General features: G+C 61.7%; 14 protein-coding genes and 3 pseudogenes. 10 read left to right on the top strand and 7 right to left on the bottom strand.

The features are described from left to right. Positions 1 to 69: 69 nt before the first annotated feature. From G6N68_RS20580 to G6N68_RS20570, 3 genes and pseudogenes are all read left to right on the top strand, one after another. Complete coding sequence (locus tag G6N68_RS20580) at positions 70 to 1,851, top strand: glycosyltransferase (RefSeq protein WP_240355541.1); 1,782 nt, start codon at positions 70 to 72, stop codon at positions 1,849 to 1,851. Positions 1,852 to 2,587: 736 nt separating this feature from the next. Next, a complete protein-coding gene (gene istA, locus G6N68_RS20575; protein WP_069422663.1) occupies positions 2,588 to 3,829 on the top strand; it encodes an IS21 family transposase in 1,242 nt (413 codons plus the stop codon). A 2-nt stretch (positions 3,830 to 3,831) separates the two neighbouring features. Next, positions 3,832 to 4,164, top strand: a pseudogene (locus G6N68_RS20570) (ATP-binding protein); the annotation flags it as partial. Positions 4,165 to 4,289: 125 nt separating this feature from the next. Here the strand turns inward: G6N68_RS20570 and G6N68_RS32170 are convergent. Continuing rightward, a pseudogene (locus G6N68_RS32170) lies at positions 4,290 to 4,461 on the bottom strand (IS3-like element ISMyma3 family transposase); the annotation flags it as partial. A gap of 121 nt (positions 4,462 to 4,582) precedes the next feature. Between G6N68_RS32170 and G6N68_RS32165 the strand changes: the two are divergent. The 4 genes and pseudogenes from G6N68_RS32165 to G6N68_RS20555 all read left to right on the top strand — a co-directional run. Then, positions 4,583 to 5,107, top strand: a pseudogene (locus G6N68_RS32165) (2OG-Fe(II) oxygenase); the annotation flags it as partial. A gap of 39 nt (positions 5,108 to 5,146) precedes the next feature. Next, entirely contained in the window at positions 5,147 to 6,406 is a 1,260-nt protein-coding gene (locus G6N68_RS20565) for a tetratricopeptide repeat protein (RefSeq protein WP_240355540.1), read from the top strand. 370 nt (positions 6,407 to 6,776) lie between these two features. After that, positions 6,777 to 8,630: a glycosyltransferase family A protein gene (locus tag G6N68_RS20560; protein WP_163716240.1), complete on the top strand. Its 1,854-nt coding sequence runs from the start codon at positions 6,777 to 6,779 to the stop codon at positions 8,628 to 8,630. Further along, a complete protein-coding gene (locus tag G6N68_RS20555; protein WP_163716238.1) occupies positions 8,591 to 9,184 on the top strand; it encodes a hypothetical protein in 594 nt (197 codons plus the stop codon). Before G6N68_RS20560 ends, G6N68_RS20555 begins: the two co-directional genes overlap by 40 nt. A 38-nt stretch (positions 9,185 to 9,222) precedes the next feature. On the opposite strand, the gene G6N68_RS20550 is transcribed toward G6N68_RS20555, so the two are convergent. From G6N68_RS20550 to rfbF, 6 genes are all read right to left on the bottom strand, one after another. Further along, the gene (locus G6N68_RS20550) at positions 9,223 to 9,450 is read right to left on the bottom strand and encodes a hypothetical protein (RefSeq protein WP_139805518.1); all 228 of its coding nucleotides are present in this window, start codon (positions 9,448 to 9,450) and stop codon (positions 9,223 to 9,225) included. Between the two features lie 357 nt (positions 9,451 to 9,807). Then, positions 9,808 to 10,866 carry a class I SAM-dependent methyltransferase gene (locus G6N68_RS20545; protein WP_069421586.1) on the bottom strand — a complete coding sequence of 353 codons (1,059 nt, stop codon included), beginning with the start codon at positions 10,864 to 10,866 and terminating at the stop codon, positions 9,808 to 9,810. Further along, positions 10,863 to 11,696: an NAD-dependent epimerase/dehydratase family protein gene (locus G6N68_RS20540; protein WP_069421585.1), complete on the bottom strand. Its 834-nt coding sequence runs from the start codon at positions 11,694 to 11,696 to the stop codon at positions 10,863 to 10,865. The genes G6N68_RS20545 and G6N68_RS20540 overlap by 4 nt, the downstream gene beginning before the upstream one ends. A 90-nt stretch (positions 11,697 to 11,786) precedes the next feature. Continuing rightward, on the bottom strand, positions 11,787 to 12,149 hold the full coding sequence (locus tag G6N68_RS30250) for a class I SAM-dependent methyltransferase (protein ID WP_079220046.1): 363 nt from the start codon (positions 12,147 to 12,149) through the stop codon (positions 11,787 to 11,789). Continuing rightward, a complete protein-coding gene (locus G6N68_RS20530; protein ID WP_069421584.1) occupies positions 12,146 to 12,697 on the bottom strand; it encodes a dTDP-4-dehydrorhamnose 3,5-epimerase family protein in 552 nt (183 codons plus the stop codon). Before G6N68_RS20530 ends, G6N68_RS30250 begins: the two co-directional genes overlap by 4 nt. Positions 12,698 to 12,773: 76 nt before the next feature. After that, positions 12,774 to 13,544, bottom strand: a complete 771-nt coding sequence (gene rfbF / locus G6N68_RS20525) for a glucose-1-phosphate cytidylyltransferase (protein ID WP_069421583.1) — start codon at positions 13,542 to 13,544, stop codon at positions 12,774 to 12,776. A 1,378-nt stretch (positions 13,545 to 14,922) separates the two neighbouring features. Here rfbF and G6N68_RS20520 point away from each other — a divergent pair. From G6N68_RS20520 to G6N68_RS20510, 3 genes are all read left to right on the top strand, one after another. Then, the gene (locus tag G6N68_RS20520) at positions 14,923 to 16,650 is read left to right on the top strand and encodes a DEAD/DEAH box helicase (RefSeq protein ID WP_069421593.1); all 1,728 of its coding nucleotides are present in this window, start codon (positions 14,923 to 14,925) and stop codon (positions 16,648 to 16,650) included. Continuing rightward, complete coding sequence (locus G6N68_RS20515) at positions 16,647 to 17,789, top strand: acyltransferase family protein (RefSeq protein ID WP_163716236.1); 1,143 nt, start codon at positions 16,647 to 16,649, stop codon at positions 17,787 to 17,789. Before G6N68_RS20520 ends, G6N68_RS20515 begins: the two co-directional genes overlap by 4 nt. 62 nt (positions 17,790 to 17,851) lie before the next feature. Next, complete coding sequence (locus G6N68_RS20510; RefSeq protein WP_069421581.1) at positions 17,852 to 18,559, top strand: siderophore-interacting protein; 708 nt, start codon at positions 17,852 to 17,854, stop codon at positions 18,557 to 18,559. Positions 18,560 to 18,566: the final 7 nt, after the last annotated feature.

Here is an 18,566-nt window from a genome sequence, read left to right as displayed (position 1 = left end):
GGCTAGATCAGACGCGGCGCTGGCCGATCCCCTCCGCGACCCCCCGATTGCCGGGTACCATCTGACGTCGTGTCCGAGTCGGTGACCGCGCGCCCCGAGATCTGCCTGAACATGATCGTGCGTAATGAGGCACACATCATCCACGAGGTGCTCGACTCGGTGGCGCCTTATATCAATTCATGGGTGGTCGTGGACACCGGTTCCGACGACGGGACCCAGGATGTCATTAAAAGCCGCATGGCCCATCTTGGCATCCCGGGAAAGCTTTACGAACGCCCATGGTGCAACTTCGGCCATAATCGCACCGAGGCGCTGACTCTTGCCCAGGGCCACGCCGACTATATCTGGGTCATGGACGCCGACGACGTACTTTGCGGTACGCCGGACTTCACCCGACTCAGTGCCGACGTTTACAGCCTGCGCGTCAAACAAGGGGCCTGCACCTACTGGCGCTCGCTTGTGTTCCGCGACGGACTGCCCATGCGTTACGTGGGCGTCGTTCACGAGTATGTTGTGTGCGACGACCCCCGCGCCTCGTCGGCACGCCTCGAGGGCGGGTATCACATCGAATCTCGTCGCATTGGTGCCCGCAGCCAAGACCCGCAGAAGTATGCGCGGGATCGCGATTTGCTGCTGGCCGAGGTCGAACGTGACCCCGAGGACCACCGGTCGGTGTTCTACCTGGCCCAGAGCTACTTTGATCTTGGCGATTTCGCCAACGCGCGCAAGTGGTATGCGCGGCGGGCTGAGATGGGTGGCTGGGCCGAGGAGGTCTATTACTCGCTGTTCCGCCTGGCGCGGGCGATGGCGAATCTCGGGGAGCCGTGGCCGGATATTCAAGATGCCTACCTGCGGGCGTGGGCGTTTCGACCGACTCGTGCTGAGGCGCTTCATCAGATCGCCGCTCACTACCGGGGGGAGGGGCAATATCAGCTTGGGTACCTGTTCGCCGAGTGTGCCGCTGCGATCCCGCTTCCCGAAGAGGACATTTTGTTTGTCTTCGCAGACGTTTATGCCTGGCGTGCCGTTGATGAGCAGGCGGTGTGCGCGTTCTGGATCGGCAAGCATGCCGAGGCGTTTGCGTTGTGTCGGCGGCTTCTGGCCTGCCCAGAGGTCCCCGATGATCGTCGACAGGGGATTGCGCACAACCGCGACTTTTCGGTGCCGGCGATGGTCGAGGCGGCGTCGGCATACCCCGATGTGTTGGTGGGCAACCTGGTCGCGGGTTCACGCAACGCCGAGGTCACTGTCACTCTGGTGGCCGGCCCGGATCGAGAAGCCACCGAGCAGACACTGAACTCGTTTCTGCACTGCTGCACCGATCTGTCACGGGTCGGGCGTTTCCTGGTGGTCGATGCGGGTCTGTCCGCCCAGGACCGCGCGGCGCTACGGAAGCGCTACGGGTTTGTTGAGTTCGCCCGTCGCAGATCCGGCGACGGCACCGGAGCTCAGCTTGCGCGGCTGCGTGCTCAGATCGGTGGACGGTTTTGGCTGCATCTGGGGCAGGGTTGGCGGTTTTTTGGCCCCGAGAACTACATCACCCGGCTGAGTGCTGTGCTCGATGCCGAACCGCAGGTGTTTCAAGTCGGGATCAACTATGGCGATGCCGTCAAGCTCACCGGTACTTGCGCGGCCGAGTCGGAGGTGCGTCGGTCACCCGATGCCGGCCGCTACGTTCTGGCCGAGGTGGTGGCTAGCGGCCCGGCGATGTTTGACACCGCACGACTGGATCAAGCCGGCGGTCTGGATAGCAGCGACGCCGACCCCATCGCTGAGCTCGGGCAACGGGCGCTCGCTGCCGGACTACAGACCGCCAGCCTCGACGAAGTGCTCTGCATCGCTGCACTCTAACCCGCTCGTACCCCCTACACGGACGGGTTCTAACTACTCTTGTTAGGGGTCGGTCCCCTTGTTGCGGTGGTGTGTTCTGACTGACCCGTCCCGGTAAGTCCGGAAACTGCATTTGGTGAATTACCTCGCCTTGCGTGGGGTGCGTCTGTATGCGTATTAGCGCGTCTCGACAGCCTCGGGAATGAAGTCATCGAGGTACTCATGAAGACGTCCGGTGTTGAACCAGACCATCCATTCAGCCGTCGCCAAACTCGGCCTGGTTGACGTCGCGCCACGGGCCTTGCCGGCGGATGAGTTCGTTTTGAACGATCCGATGGTCTCGACCCGCGAATTGTCCAGCGCATCGCCTACCGAGCCGACGAGAGATCCACATTTTCATCGACGGGCCGACGGGTGCAGGCCGCCCGAAGTGTATTGACTGCCCGCGCGGTACGCAATCCTTTCGTGATCTTGTCGTGCAGGTTGGTGTTGCCTCCTAGACGAGAGTGAAGAATGCATGCTCGATAAGTGTCGGGGACCAGAACGGTGGTTATGGATCTGGCGGCCCAGGATCCGAAAACTGTAGGCGTCGATGACGTAGGCGAATCCCATCCAGGTCGACGCAAACGTAGCGGCGGCCATTCACAACCGATTTGACGCAGTGGCGTAGAAGCGGCGGTTCACCAGTGTTGGCGACGGCTGAAAGTCCGGCCACTCGCGACGGTTGAAAAGTAGGCCACCCAATCAGATTGGATGGGTGATCTCCTTGGAAGACTGGGCGTTGATCCGGCATCTTCACCGCAGCGAAGGTTTGTCGCAGCGGGCCATTGCACGTCAGCTCGGCATCGCGCGTGACACGGTGGCTGGGGCGCTGGCCAGTGATAAACCGCCGAAGTATGAGCGGGCCGCGGCGTCTTCGGCGATCAGTGAGATGGAACCGCGGATGCGGGCGCTGTTGACGGCCTACCCGCAGATGCCGGCGACGGTGCTCGCCGAGCGGGTCGGGTGGAGCGGTTCTATTTCTTGGTTTCGGGAGTGGGTCCGAGCGATCCGGCCGGAATACCTGCCCGCCGATCCGGTTGACCGGCTCGAGTACCTGCCCGGGCGGGTGGTCCAGTGCGATCTGTGGTTCCCGGCACCGAAGATCGCGGTCGGGTTCGGTCAGGAGGCGAAGCTGCCGGTGCTGGTGATGGTGGCGGCGTTCTCCCGGTTCATCGCCGCGGTGATGTTGCCGTCGCGCCAGACCATGGACTTGGTGGCTGGGATGTGGCAGCTGCTCGCGGGCAGTTTCGCCGCAGCACCCCATGAGTTGTGGTGGGACAACGAGGCAGGGATCGGGCGCCGCGGCCGGTTGACCGATCCGGTCACCGCTTTGATGGGCTCACTTGGGTCGCGGCTGGTCCAACTCAAACCCTATGACCCCGAATCCAAAGGGATGGTGGAGCGAGCCAACCGATATCTGGAGATTTCGTTCCTGCCGGGGCGCAGCTTCACCTCACCGCAGGACTTCAACGATCAACTGGGCCAGTGGCTTGCGACCGCAAACGCCCGTCGGGTGCGGGTCCTCGATGGTCGTCCGGTCGACTTTCTGGATGCCGATCGAGCCCAGATGCTGGCTCTGCCACCTGTGGCGCCCACCGTCCAGGCGGTGATGTCGGTGCGGCTCGGCCGCGACTACTACGTGCGGGTGGCCGGCAACGACTACTCCGTGGACCCAAGCGCGATCGGCCAACTCGTCGAGGTGAGCACCACGCTGAGTCGGGTGACGGTGAGCCGGGCTGGGCATCTGTTAGCTGCTCACGACCGGTGCTGGGCGGCCCGACAAACCCTCACTGACCCGGCCCATGTCGCGACTGCCGCGGCATTGCGGCGACGGTTCCAAACCGATCCGCCACCGGCGCAAGAAGATCACCTGGTGCGCGATCTGGCCGACTATGACCGCGCGTTCGGTGTCGAATTCACCAGCAGCACCGTCACTTCCGACGGAGAGGTGGCCTGATCATGACCGAGGACCCGATCAAGGCTGTCCTGCACTACGCCCAAGCACTCAAGGCGCCGCGCATCCGGGACTCAGCCGCCCGCCTGGCCGAGCAAGCCCGCGATGCCAACTGGACCCATGAGGAGTATCTGGCAGCGGTGCTCTCGCGGGAGGTCGCCGCCCGGGAAGCCTCCGGTGCAGCGACCCGCATCCGCTCCGCTGGATTCCCCACCCGTAAATCTTTGGAGGACTTCAACTTCGATCACCAACCGGGCACCCGGGACATGATCGCCCACCTGGGTACAGGCGCGTTTCTGGCCAAGTCCCGCAACGTCGTGCTGCTCGGCCCACCCGGGTGCGCAGTCAGATCACAACTTGCGTGACCCGAGCGTCTGGCGCGCAACCTCCCCTCGTTCTTGTCTGCACGTGCCGCCGCGATGAACTCGACCGGGTTCGGTAAGACGGAGCTGCAGTCTTTTCGGGTCTTGGTGATCAATTCGTAGTAGGTCGACGTGCTGATCGGACGCCATGTTCAGGCAACACTGCACACATGGGTTCGACACCCCAGCGCAGCCCGGCCCCACCGTAGAGCTGGCTAGCTGATGGTGCTTGTGTTTGGCGATGAGTCGGATCACGGTCTTGCGGGCTGCTCGACCTCAAAGAAAAACGTTTACTTTCACGATCTCTGGCTGGGCGACCGCCATGTCAAATGATACCCGGGCAACTTCGTGACCTCTGTACCGCGACACTGTGCCGGTGATATTTTCCAGCGATATGGAACTTTGTGCTGCGTCTCATTCGTCGGACCTTGCGCGGTTCGTGCGCACTTACCCAGGTGCTATTGATGACGCGCTGGCTGCTGACCTGATCGCGCTACCGGGTGCCCAAGAGCTTGACCTGGACTACCGGCGCTGTTCCCTTACACCCGTCGTTGGTGACGTGTTACTACGCTTCTGCAGTGTTGTGCGCGAATGCTTCGCGGACTACTGCGGGACGTCGAGAACGCTGAACTTCTGCACACGCCTCGAGGCACCGAATGTCGTGCGGTACGAACCGTCGACGCCCGATCGACCGGAGTGGTTCCACGAGCATGCCGATGCCTGGAGTATCGCATCCGCGACGCGACAAGTAAGTGTGGTCGCCTATTTGAACGATGTTGCAGAGGGCGGCGAAACGGTGTTTACAGGCTTCGACTTCTCACAGCGTTGCGAGAAGGGAACCGTTCTTTTCTTTCCGTCGAATTACCTCTATCACCATATCGCTCGGCCGCCGGAGTCTGGTTCGAAGATCGTGGTGGTGTCTTGGATCCATTTCGGAAATGGCGGTGAATCTACGTACGTGACGGTGCCGCTTGACTTGCACCGTGATCGCGATTTTTTGTTGGCTGAGGTGGCGCGCAATCCCTCGGATGTCAAGTCGGTGTTCGACTTGGGCCAGAGCTACTTTGATTCCGGCGATTTCGCCAACGCGCGTAAGTGGTATGCGCGGCGGGCTGAGATGGGTGGCTCGGCCGAGGAGGTCTATTACTCGCTGTTCCGCCTGGCGCAGGCGATGGCGAATCTCGGGGAGCCGTGGCCGGATATTCAAGATGCCTACCTGCGGGCGTGGGCGTTTCGACCGACTCGTGCCGAGGCGCTTCATCAGATCGCCGCTCACTACCGGGGTGAGGGGCAATATCAGCTTGGGTACCTGTTCGCCCGGCGCGCCGCTGCGATCCCGCTTCCCGAAGAGGACAGCTTGTTTGTCTTCGCAGACGTTTATGCCTGGCGTGCCGTTGATGAGCAGGCGGTGTGTGCGGGTTGGCTGGGCAAGCATGCCGAGGCGTTTGCGTTGTGTCGGCGGCTTCTGGCCTGCCCAGAGGTCCCCGATGATCGTCGACAGGGGATTGCGTACAACCGCGACTTTTCGGTGCCGGCGATGGTCGAGGCGGCGTCGGCATACCCCGATGTGTTGGTGGGCAACCTGGTCGCGGGTTCACGCAACGCCGAGGTCACTGTCACTCTGGTGGCCGGCCCGGATCGAGAAGCCACCGAGCAGACACTGAACTCGTTTCTGCACTGCTGCACCGATCTGTCACGGGTCGGGCGTTTCCTGGTGGTCGATGCGGGTCTGTCCGCCCAGGACCGCGCGGCGCTACGGAAGCGCTACGGGTTTGTTGAGTTCGCCCGTCGCAGATCCGGCGACGGCACCGGAGCTCAGCTTGCGCGGCTGCGTGCTCAGATCGGTGGACGGTTTTGGCTGCATCTGGGGCAGGGTTGGCGGTTTTTTGGCCCCGAGAACTACATCACCCGGCTGAGTGCTGTGCTCGATGCCGAACCGCAGGTGTTTCAAGTCGGGATCAACTATGGCGATGCCGTCAAGCTCACCGGTACTTGCGCGGCCGAGTCGGAGGTGCGTCGGTCACCCGATGCCGGCCGCTACGTTCTGGCCGAGGTGGTGGCTAGCGGCCCGGCGATGTTTGACACCGCACGACTGGATCAAGCCGGCGGTCTGGATAGCAGCGACGCCGACCCCATCGCTGAGCTCGGGCAACGGGCGCTCGGTGCCGGACTACAGACCGCCAGCCTCGACGAAGTGCTCTGTATTAGAGCAACCTGACCCCGCATCACGCCTGAAGGCAATGCCTGGGCCGATTCGGGATCTCAGACACTATCCCCGGACATCCATCCGGCGCTGCGGGTGATAGTCGGCTTTGTACTGGATGCTGGTGTCGATCTCAATTCGTTGTACGTGGTGACGCATTCGCCCACCCGGTCCGAAGGTGGCACAGGTCCGTGCAGGTGTCCCAAAAAGCGCCCAGGACGTCGTCAGACCTGCCGCCTTGGCATTTCGTGCGCGTCGCAGGTGCTCTAACTCGTATGCCCCGCGCTGGCTTTGGCTGCAAAGTCGATGTACCTCGACTGGCGTCTCTGTGAGAATATGGAGGGTCGTGCCTCCAGCAACTGATCACCCCGTCCTGAGCATTTGCGTGCCCACCTTTAACCGCGCGCGCTACCTCGACTGTCTGCTGCAGAACCTTGTTACCCACATCGGTGAACTCGGCTTTTCCTACGAACTGCTGATCGGCGACAACGCCTCGGAGGACGACACCGCGGACGTGGTGCTCAGGTATGAGGAGAAGCTGGCTATCCGCTACCTCCGGCGGCCCGAGAATGTAGGTCCATACCAGAACATATCGCAACTGTTCGACGATGCTCAGGGGCGATATGTCGTCTACCTTGCCGACGACGATCTGCTCATTCTGGGTGTGCTTGGGCGCTACCTAACTTATCTAGAGGCACACCCTGACGTTGGTGCGGTGTTCGCGCCATGGTTGTTTTACGACCGGGTCGCGGGAAAACATCTTGGCCAGATGTATGCCGTCGAGCAGGAGACCTGTATCGAGGCGAGAAACTACGCTGCTCTGTTCGCCCTGTTGGTAAATGGTCACATCTTTCCTGAGCACTACGTAGCCAGAACTTCTCTTGCCCGAGAGGTGGTGGGTGCTGCCAACCCGTTCGCATATATTTTCTTTGTCAGGATCGCGGCAATGCTGGATCGGGCTGCAGTGACATTCAGCCCGGAACCGTTTTACCGTCAAATCAACCGGTACTTCGAGGATGACCCGCGTGGCCGCCTCGGCCACGAAGAGGTCAAAACTGGCTGGGACCGTTACCGCGGTGGGTTGGAGTACATCCTCGCCCAGTTCGCATCCTCCCTGTCGGCCGAGGATCTCGACGGGTGCCATCGCGCAATCGATCGCTTTGCGCGTATCCGGATGGGTTGGGGTTTGCGGATACGCACCCATGAGGGCAAGGACTGGATCGACAACTACTACATCGCCACCCGCCTCCGCTGCGCGGGCGAGGATTCACTGCTGCCAGCTCCGTATGAGACCTATCGCATCAACGCGGCGCTTGAGTATCTGCTTGCGCTGCAACCGTTTCACCCTGAACGCGCCGTGGTTGCCTACTATCAGGACGACGCTCCTCTGATACTGGCACGAGCACGCGGCTTTGCCGCCGCGGGGCTGGTGGCCTTGGAGGACAGGTCGCAGCCATTGCCCGAAAACGTGATTTTGCTTGCAAGCCGCGGGCGAGTTCCTGCCGATACTGCGGCGTTCGTTATTTCTGAGGCCGAGCTCTTGTCAAAATTTCCGGGCGCTGCGCATGACGGCGATCCATTGCTGCCCGAGATCGCCGCCGCGGATGAGCGGTCGGTGTTCTGCCTGGCGCAGAGCTTTTTCGATTCAGGGAATTTCGCCAACGCGCGTAAGTGGTATGCGCGGCGGGCTGAGATGGGTGGCTCGGCCGAGGAGGTCTATTACTCGCTGTTCCGCCTGGCGCAGGCGATGGCGAATCTCGGGGAGCCGTGGCCGGATATTCAAGATGCCTACCTGCGGGCGTGGGCGTTTCGACCGACTCGTGCTGAGGCGCTTCATCAGATCGCCGCTCACTACCGGGGTGAGGGGCAATATCAGCTTGGGTACCTGTTCGCCCGGCGCGCCGCTGCGATCCCGCTTCCCGAAGAGGACAGCTTGTTTGTCTTCGCAGACGTTTATGCCTGGCGTGCCGTTGATGAGCAGGCGGTGTGTGCGGGTTGGCTGGGCAAGCATGCCGAGGCGTTTGCGTTGTGTCGGCGGCTTCTGGCCTGCCCAGAGGTCCCCGATGATCGTCGACAGGGGATTGCGTACAACCGCGACTTTTCGGTGCCGGCGATGGTCGAGGCGGCGTCGGCATACCCGATGTGTTGGTGGGCAACCTGGTCGCGGGTTCACGCAACGCCGAGGTCACTGTCACTCTGGTGGCCGGCCCGGATCGAGAAGCCACCGAGCAGACACTGAACTCGTTTCTGCACTGCTGCACCGATCTGTCACGGGTCGGGCGTTTCCTGGTGGTCGATGCGGGTCTGTCCGCCCAGGACCGCGCGGCGCTACGGAAGCGCTACGGGTTTGTTGAGTTCGCCCGTCGCAGATCCGGCGACGGCACCGGAGCTCAGCTTGCGCGGCTGCGTGCTCAGATCGGTGGACGGTTTTGGCTGCATCTGGGGCAGGGTTGGCGGTTTTTTGGCCCCGAGAACTACATCACCCGGCTGAGTGCTGTGCTCGATGCCGAACCGCAGGTGTTTCAAGTCGGGATCAACTATGGCGATGCCGTCAAGCTCACCGGTACTTGCGCGGCCGAGTCGGAGGTGCGTCGGTCACCCGATGCCGGCCGCTACGTTCTGGCCGAGGTGGTGGCTAGCGGCCCGGCGATGTTTGACACCGCACGACTGGATCAAGCCGGCGGTCTGGATAGCAGCGACGCCGACCCCATCGCTGAGCTCGGGCAACGGGCGCTCGGTGCCGGACTACAGACCGCCAGCCTCGACGAAGTGCTCTGTATTAGAGCAACCTGACCCCGCATCACGCCTGAAGGCAATGCCTGGCCCCTTCATCAGCGACCGCGCACCCAATCTCGCCACTCTTTGAGAATCTCGGACAGCTCACGATCCGAGGCGAACAATTCGTCGATCTTGGCGCGAACACGATCGGTCGCCGATACTCGTGCAGGCACCGGCATAAGTCCTTTCTTCAATGCCTTGGTCGGCTCGAAGTGGCAATGGCCAAGTTGAAGTATCCGCTGGTGGCCAGATGAAAGTCTCCATCCCGTGATCGCGCTCATCGAAAATCCCCAGGCGTGCTCGCCGAAAGTCCTCACCTGTGAGCAGCGCTCAGTGTAGTTGGTGGGTTCCCGGTGGCGGCTCTGCGGAGGGTTTCGGCGGCGCCTTGGTGGTCGCGTAGCCGGTAGGGCTCACCGCCGTGGGCGATGCCAGTCGCGGTTATCAGGTCGGGCCGGCGCGCCAGATTCACTCTTGCTTAGGGACTATGTCTCGGGGGTACTGGGATGATCGGCCGCGACATTCCAGGCAAAGTTGTACGAATATTGGGCAAACAATGAGGTGCATGAATTCGGTGGCGTCCGCGCGGAGACGCTCGTTGCGCGACATCGCATCGATCCAACTAGCACCTCCTGTTGAAATCAGTCACGCTCAACTCCAATCAAGTTGAATCGATCCCCTGTTATCTCGCGAATTTCCTCGAGGTAGTTAGAGTTCATCACGCAGATGTCGGAACCTGTTGCAAGCGTGGCCATTCCGTCTTCCGGAGACATGACGCGCAGGCCGGTGGCCGGAACATACTTGCCACACTTGGCCGGGTTAATATCGATAAGGACATCCACCGGTTTGCCGCAGCGTTCCCGCAAGAGCGAGTAGATGACACCTTTCGACGCTGCACCCCATACAGCACTCGTCGCTCCCGCCCGGTCGGAAGAAATGTCGGACACCCTCGCAAGAAAATCTTTCGGGAAGTCGATACAGTCCGCATGGCTGAATACGGGTGGCCGCAAGGTGTCTAGGTCCGCGACGACATAGAGGTACTGCCCACCAAACAGATACCCGGAATCGACGACGTGGCCAAACATCTTCGAAAAGTCGGCGAGCCTGAAGTAGTTGACGTGCTCGTAGAAGATGTCGAACCAGGCTCTCGCGCGCAGGATCCACTCGAAGCACGGGACCTCGATATAGATCAGTCCACCGCCGTTGGCGGCGCGCAAGCTATCGAGGAAACCGACAGGGTTTTCTACGTGTTCCAGTACATGACGCAGCACGAGCCCCCTGGCCGACACCGTCACGCCATCGCCGAAGAAGCGACGCTGGACGGCGGGATTCTCACCCTCGTAGGTTGGATCGAAGCCCGCGATGGAGCAGCCGCGCGACTGGAGCAGCTCAAGGAAATACGCTTTACCGCAACCGACTTCGACCAACCCGTCAGTGCCGAAGTTGCGCACAATGATGTTTGCGACGTGTTCCAGATGACTTTTGAACAAAGGGCTATGCGCCTGCTCGTTCTGGTATGCAGCGTCATAGTTCATCAGCTCCGGCCGGAAGGCCGCGTTATAAACGAGGCCGCTGGTATGGTCTTGCACCAACCGAATATCGCCGCGGGGACATGCGCGCGCCTCTTCCTGGGAGTCATACATCCGGTTCTGGAAAATCGGAAACGCCGACTGCTCGTAAAGCGTTGTTGCTCCACTCATATCGCGTCCTCCCGCACGCCGACGACCCGCGGAGGGTCAAAGACGTTTTCTGGTCTTGCCCCGAATCGCAGCAGTGCACGCCGACCGTACTCGTCTGCAATGCGTTCAGCGAGCTGTCGAACGGTCACCGCTTCACCTGAGCAGATGTTCACCGCGCCTTGCTGCTGCCCCAGTGCGACATCGACGATCATCCGAGCGGCGTCTTTCACATCGAGAAAATCACGTACCTGATCACCGCGACTGAGCAGGACTTCTTGCCCAGCCTCCAATTGCCTGCGAATGTATGGCACTAGACGCCGCTCACTTTCGCCTTCCCCATACAAATAGAAGACTCGGCACCACGCAAAGCTCAGAGCTTGCGCATCCAGAAGAAATCGAAGCACCTGAAAGGCCGATGCTTTGCACGCGGCGTACAAACTATTCGGAGCCAACGGTGTATTGGTGGTCATCTGGCCGGCGGAAGAGTCGTACTCGAAACACGTTCCCAATCCGACGAATCGCTTGCCCCCGATTGACGCGAATGCGTCCGCCAGGTTGAGTGTGCCGGTAAGACACGCCAGGTTCCATGGAGACGTCAGGTATTCGCCTGGCTCCGTATACCAGGCCGCATGCACAAGGGTTTCGGATCCCTCGAGCAACTCTTTTAACCGCTCGCCGACCTCTGCGAACAAGTCAGGAGTCCGCACAATCTGTAATGCGTCACGTTCCCAACCATCAGGTAGGCGAGACGGATCGCGAACGATCACCCGCACAGAACAGCCTCTTTCGAGAAGGTTGCGCAGAATCTGCCTTCCGACAAATCCGGTCGCTCCCGTCAAGGTAACGGTCATAAGAATTTCAACTCCAGCAGGTCGAACCCAGCTTGCTCGCGTCGGCGACGGTTCTAAGACTTCATAGGTAGCTCAATCTAGGAGTTGTCGTCACAAGACGCACCGCCTCGAGGACGAGATCAGCCAATTGGGCCTGCACCTCATCGACGATGTTCCACGGCAAGTCATCACGTCGTCTGGCTGGTTTTCCCACAATGCCGGAGGCGAACGGATTGAGATATGGCTTCCTGGCAAAAACTTTTCATGCCCGGACGCTGCGCTGAACAGTTCGTCAGGGCGAGCGTAATCCTCAATCTGCACCAAGTAGCACCGCTGACAGACCTTCACCCCTAGCGGGTAGTGTAGTTCCGGCTCACACAGGTCCTCGCCACGCGGGTAGGTGTTGGATGGGTGCGTAAAGCACAGGTCAAATAAGCTGCGCGTGAATGCGGCCTCGCGGTGTCGGCAGGTCATAATGTGATTCCGGTGAAATCTGCTCCCAAGGGCGGCTGCGCCATATCACGGGGCGAAAGGCCCTGCGGTGGTAATGGCCAGGCGATGGCGAGCGCTGGGTCGTCGTATCGAACGCCGCCCTCGAAGGCGGGTTGGTAGAAGGCCGTGGTCAGATACAGCAATTCGCTGTCGGGCTCCAACGCCTGAAAGCCGTGCGCAAAACCTTCTGGGATAACAACCATCCGTGCATCGTTCTGAACCAATTCCTCTGCGTGCCAGTGCAGGAACGTTGGCGAGCCCGCTCGCAGATCCACTGCGACATCCCAGACCCGGCCGCGCAAGCAGCGGACCATTTTCAATTCCGCATGCGGCGGGTGTTGAAAGTGCAGGCCACGCACTACGCCGGCGCGACTGGTTCTCGACTGGTTGATCTGCTTGATCTGACGCTGGCCGAGCAGGCCCTGAAGTTCCTGAGCGCAGAAGAGGCGGATGAACGTGCCGCGCGCATCGCTGATAGGTAGTGACTGCACAACCATGAGATCGGCGATTGCGGTGTCGAGGATATTCATGCCTTCACCCCACCCAATCCGAGGTTGACTGCACCGCGGGACACGTTGACATTGACGCCCTCGACGAAGGCGCTCATCACCAGCATTTCCAAGGAGCCCTTCCGGTATCCCACAGGTCTTCAAGCCGATTCTTGTCCCGAAGCGTATCCATGGGTTGCCAGAAGCCGGAATGGACGAAAGCCATCAGTTGGCCGTCCGAAGCCAGCTTAGCCAAGGGGTCGCTTTCAAACGGGGTTTGATCGCCTTCAATGTAATCGAGTACTGCGGGTGACAGGACGAAAAATCCGCCGTTGATGAGGCCGCCGTCGCCCGGCGGTTTCTCGACGAAGCGCGTCACTCGGTCACCTTCGCGCTCAATGGCCCCATAGCGTCCTGGCGGAAATACCGTCGTGACTGTCGCGAGACGCCCATGGCGACGGTGGAAATCAATGCTGGCGCCGATATTGACGTCGCTGAGACCATCACCGTAAGTGAAGCAAAAAGCCTCATCATTATGGATGTAGGTCGCCACGCGCTTAAGGCGGCCGCCTGTCATGGTGTCGTCGCCCGTATCCACCAACGTGACACGCCAGGGTTCTGCGTGGTGCTCATGGACCTGCATGCTGTTGGTGGACATATCAAAAGTCACGTCCGACATGTGTAAGAAATAGTTGGCGAAGTATTCCTTTATGACGTAACCCTTATAACCACAGCAGACGATGAATTCATGAATTCCGTGGTGGGAGTAGAGCTTCATGATATGCCACAGGAGCGGCCGACCGCCGATCTCCACCATCGGTTTGGGGCGGATGACGGTTTCTTCTCTGAGGCGCGTACCGAGGCCTCCAGCCAGTAATACGGCTTTCATTGGAATTGATCGATCGCGGGTAATGGCAATGTATTACCTCTCCAAGAGACGCCAGACCATCAGATACAATTCTCGGCACTCACAAAGAAACCCAACTGCCTGCACTTGGAACCGACCGTTCCAGGCTCTTATGGATGGTGAATGCGTCTTTTCGTATCGCGTTCAGACGGATTGTCGCGGTCTTCGGTCCTGACACGGTTCTAAATCGTATCCGTCAATAGCTGTCATCGGCAACCGAAAATTGACTAGTTATCGGCAAGGTGGCTTGCAGTCAACGTCACAACAGTTGATAGTCGGGCGAGGTTGGCGGTGCTCTGAAAAGTTCGGCCGGTTTGCGGTCTTGGAGGAGGAGGCCGGGTCGGTTGTGAATCGCGTATTCGACCGCGCGTAGGTGGTCGGGTGAGCAGGTGCTCAGGCCGGCGCCCTCGGGGGAAGTATTTGCGTAGTAGCCCATTGGCCTTTCCGTTACTGTCGCGGTGCCACGTTGACGTCGCAGGTGCCGAGCGATTTTTGCGGGCTCCACCGTTGCGCTAGCAGGTCCGCGAGCAGCTTGCATAAGCCGTGGTTCTTGTCGACTCGCCGTTGGTGACGGCGGGCTCCACTTTGGAGCGCCGAGCGGTGGGCTCCGTCACGGCGGATACTCGCCATCGTGGCGACTGTTGCGGCGCAATTCTCTGGATATCCTCGACGAGGCCCTGGCGAAAAGGCAATCGCCGCATGCTCATGCCAGCGCGGCGCAGATCGGCAATGGCGAGCCACTCGTTCTCCGACAGGTAGCGATCACGAATTTGGCGCACGGCCAAACGATCCAATGCTGGCAGGAAGTCGGCAGCTTCGCCACGCCGGTAGGTCTAACATCGCCGCCCAATTATTTGCTGAGGTCCGCGCAACCCCAACTTCACGGTCGGCTGCCGCGCTGACCGGCCCCGAGTCCACAACTCCACAAGCCGCTGACCTTTGGCCGACTGTGGACGCCGTTCGGGACCCTTCTTCCACGACGGGACGTTGACAACAACCTCGCGAACCTAGGGGGGAGCTTCGACTCCGACTAGAAACCACCGTGCCGTGCTGTGGTCAGCATCCAGTTGCCGCCGCCATTAGCTTGTGGTGGTAAGCAAATTAACTCGCTGGCGCAACCCACGTATCGGCGGCGGCTGCGTTCTTCAGTCGCTATGTAATGGAGCCCAGACCTAAAGACCTCTGCAATCGTTCCGCTGTTCTGCTAAGCGGCCACCCGAGCACTCGTCGAGCGAGAGGCGGCGGGGCGGGTTCAGTAGCCACGACACATCCCGGGACCGTGCCGTAATCGGGAACCGACGGTGTGGCAGGCGTGCACCAACCCCAGCCTAAACGATCACCATTAAGCTGCATGTTCATAATGACCTCTCCGGAGAATGAGCATTCGACGCCCGTGACTTTCGCTGACCTGCAGATTCACCCCGCGGTCCTGCAGGCCGTCGGCGACGTCGGGTACGAAACGCCGACGGCCATCCAGGCCGAGACGATTCCGGCCCTGATGGCCGGTTCCGACGTGGTGGGGCTGGCGCAGACGGGCACCGGCAAGACCGCCGCTTTCGCCATCCCGATCCTGTCCAAGATCGATATCGCCAGCAAGACGACACAGGCGCTGGTGCTGGCGCCCACCCGCGAGCTCGCCCTGCAGGTGGCCGAGGCATTCAGCCGCTACGGCGCTCGTCTGCCGCAACTCAACGTGTTGCCCATCTACGGCGGCTCGTCGTACAGCGTCCAACTCGCCGGGCTGAAGCGCGGCGCACACGTCGTCGTCGGAACCCCAGGCCGGGTCATCGACCATCTGGAACGCGGGACGCTGGACCTGTCGCGGGTGGACTACCTGGTGCTCGACGAAGCCGACGAAATGCTCACCATGGGCTTCGCGGAAGAAGTCGACCGCATCCTGGCCGACACTCCGGAATACAAGCAGGTCGCCCTGTTCTCGGCCACCATGCCGCCGGCCATCCGCAAGCTCACCACCAAGTACCTGCACGATCCGCTGGAAGTCACGTCCAAAGCGAAAACCGCCACCGCCGAGAACATTTCGCAGCGCTACATCCAGGTCGCGGGCCCGCGGAAGATGGACGCGCTGACCCGAGTCCTCGAAGTGGAGCCGTTCGAGGCGATGATCGTCTTCGTCCGTACCAAGCAGGCGACCGAAGAAGTCGCCGAAAAGCTGCGTGCCCGAGGGTTTTCCGCAGCCGCGATCAACGGAGACATCCCACAGGGGCAGCGTGAGCGCACCGTCGCCGCGCTGCGGGACGGCGGCGCGAAGGGCATCGACATCCTCGTCGCCACCGACGTCGCGGCAAGGGGGCTCGACGTCGAGCGCATTTCGCACGTCGTCAACTACGACATCCCGCACGACACCGAGTCCTATGTGCATCGCATCGGGCGCACCGGCCGGGCGGGCCGTTCGGGCAACGCGCTGCTCTTCGTCTCGCCTCGCGAGCGCCACCTGCTCAAGGCGATCGAAAAAGCCACGCGCCAAACGCTTACCGAAACCGAGCTGCCCACCGTCGAGGACGTCAACGCCCAACGGGTAGCCAAGTTCGCAGATTCGATTACCGCCGCTCTCGGCGCTCCGGGGATCGAGTTGTTTCGCCGACTGGTCGAAGATTACGAACGCGAACACAACGTCCCGATGGCTGACATCGCGGCAGCCCTGGCCTTGCAGTCGCGCGACAGCGAGGTATTCCTGCTACCTCCCGACCCGCCCGAAAGGCCCCGGGAGAAGCGGGATAAGCGCTCGGAGCGCCCCGAGAAACCGAGGCGCAATATCGACTTCGCGACTTACCGCGTCTCGGTCGGGAAGCGGCACAAGATCGGGCCCGGCGCGATCGTCGGGGCCATCGCCAACGAGGGCGGCCTGCACCGCAGCGATTTCGGCCACATCAGCATCGGGCTGGACACCTCATTGGTGGAGCTGCCGGCGAAGCTGCCCAAGGCCGTGCTGAAGAAGCTTGAGAACACTCGGATCTCGGGCGTGCTGATCGATCTGCGGCCAGAACGGCCTGACCGGGCAGACCGGCCCTCTCGGCAGGGCCGCTCGAACCGACCGGGCAAGCCGCCCCGCAGGAAACACACCGAATGACCCTGTCCGAGGAACAAGACGCTCAGGGGGGACTCGAGCAGGTCGCACACGTAGACCGGGTCGCGTCGCTCACCGGGATTCGCGCGCTGGCGGCCCTGCTGGTGGTCGGCACACACGCCGCGTACACCACCGGCAAGTACACGCACGGCTACTGGGGCCTGGTGGGTGCTCGGCTGGAGATCGGCGTCCCGATCTTCTTCGTGCTGTCGGGTTTCCTGCTGTTCCGCCCATGGGTGCACGCGGCTGCAAAAGGCGGCCCGCCACCATCGGTGAGTCGCTACGCGCGACACCGGGTTCGGCGCATCATGCCCGCCTACGTCATCACCGTGTTGTTTGCCTACGCGCTCTACCACTTCCGCGAGGCTGGGCCGAACCCTGGGCACAGCTGGTTGGGGTTGATCCGCAACCTGACCCTGACGCACATCTACACCGACGGCTATCTGGGGAAGTACCTGCACCAGGGACTGACGCAGATGTGGAGTCTGGCCGTCGAGGCCGCGTTCTATGTGACGTTGCCGTTCCTGGCGTACTTCCTGTTCGTGGTCGTCTCGCGGCGACGATGGCAGCCCAAGGTGGTGCTGGCCGCACTGATCGCGCTGACGCTGATCAGCCCAGGTTGGTTGGTGCTGGTGCACACCGATCACCTGTTCCCGGACGGCGCCCGCCTGTGGCTACCGACGTATCTGGCGTGGTTTCTCGGCGGCATGCTGCTGGCCGTGCTGCAGGCGATGGGCGTGCGCTGTTACGCCTTCGCGGCGATACCACTGGCCGTCGTCGCCTATTTCATCGTTTCCACGCCCATCGCGGGCGCACCCACAACGTCGCCGGCCTCGCTCAGCGAGGCGCTGGTCAAGACCTGCTTCTATGCCGTGATCGCCACGCTGGCGGTCGCGCCGTTGGCGTTGGGTGACCAGGGTTGGTACTGGAAGCTGCTCGCGAGTCGTCCCGTGGTGTGGCTCGGTGAGATTTCCTACGAGATCTTCCTGATCCACCTGATCACCATGGAGTTCGCCATGGTCTACATCGTGCGTGCCCACGTGTACACCGGTTCGATGCTGTACCTCTTCGTTGCCACCGTGGTGGTGACCGTCCCGCTGGCGTGGGTGCTGCACCGCTTCACCCGCGTCAAGGCCGGCTAGATCGTCGCCGCTGTCACCGGGCAGCCCACCCGCTCGACAAAGGTTAGGGTAACCTTACTCGCATGGCCGAACTGAGGACATCGCACGGTTGGCAGGGTGCGGTGATGAAGCTGATGGGCGCCGGCGACTACCGCCTCACCGTCACTGGTCGCCGCGAAATCAGCCCCCGCTACCTGCGCCTGAGCTTCGATGCCGGCGGGATGCTCGACAACCACCCGGTACACCCCACCATGTGGATTCGCCTGTGGTTCGCTGACGGGCACCAACGCGGTTACACGCTGGTCGACCCGGACCCGGCGGCCGGCACCTTTGACATCGAGTTCGCCCTGCACTGCGGCCGAGCGTCGGACTGGGCGCGGGCCGCGCAGCCGGGCGACACCATCGAGGCGACGGTGTTGGGCAGCAAATTCGCAATTCCCGAGCCGGCACCCTCGGGTTACGTGATTGTCGGCGACACGGCGTCATTGCCGGCGATCAATTCCTTGCTCGCTGCGATTGGGGACACCCCCGCACAGGTGTTTCTCGAGGCTTGTTGCGATGACGACAAATGCCTGCCGCTGGCGCGCACCGAGAACGTCACCTGGGTGGACCGGATCAACGGCGGCGGCGAACTGCTCGCGACGGTGCGCTCGGCGGCGTTCGACGCCGCCGATCACTTCGGCTGGGTGGCCTGCGACACCCGCACCACCCGATCGGTCGCCAAGGTGTTTCGCGAGGAGTTCGGCATTCCGCGCAAATGGATTAAGGCACAAGCCTATTGGATGGCCTGACTACTGC

It is taken from the genome of Mycobacterium bourgelatii, from assembly GCF_010723575.1.
Lineage (GTDB): Bacteria > Actinomycetota > Actinomycetes > Mycobacteriales > Mycobacteriaceae > Mycobacterium > Mycobacterium bourgelatii.
The sequence above is the reverse complement of the archived record's forward strand: the minus strand, read 5'-3'. Positions and strand labels throughout refer to the sequence as shown.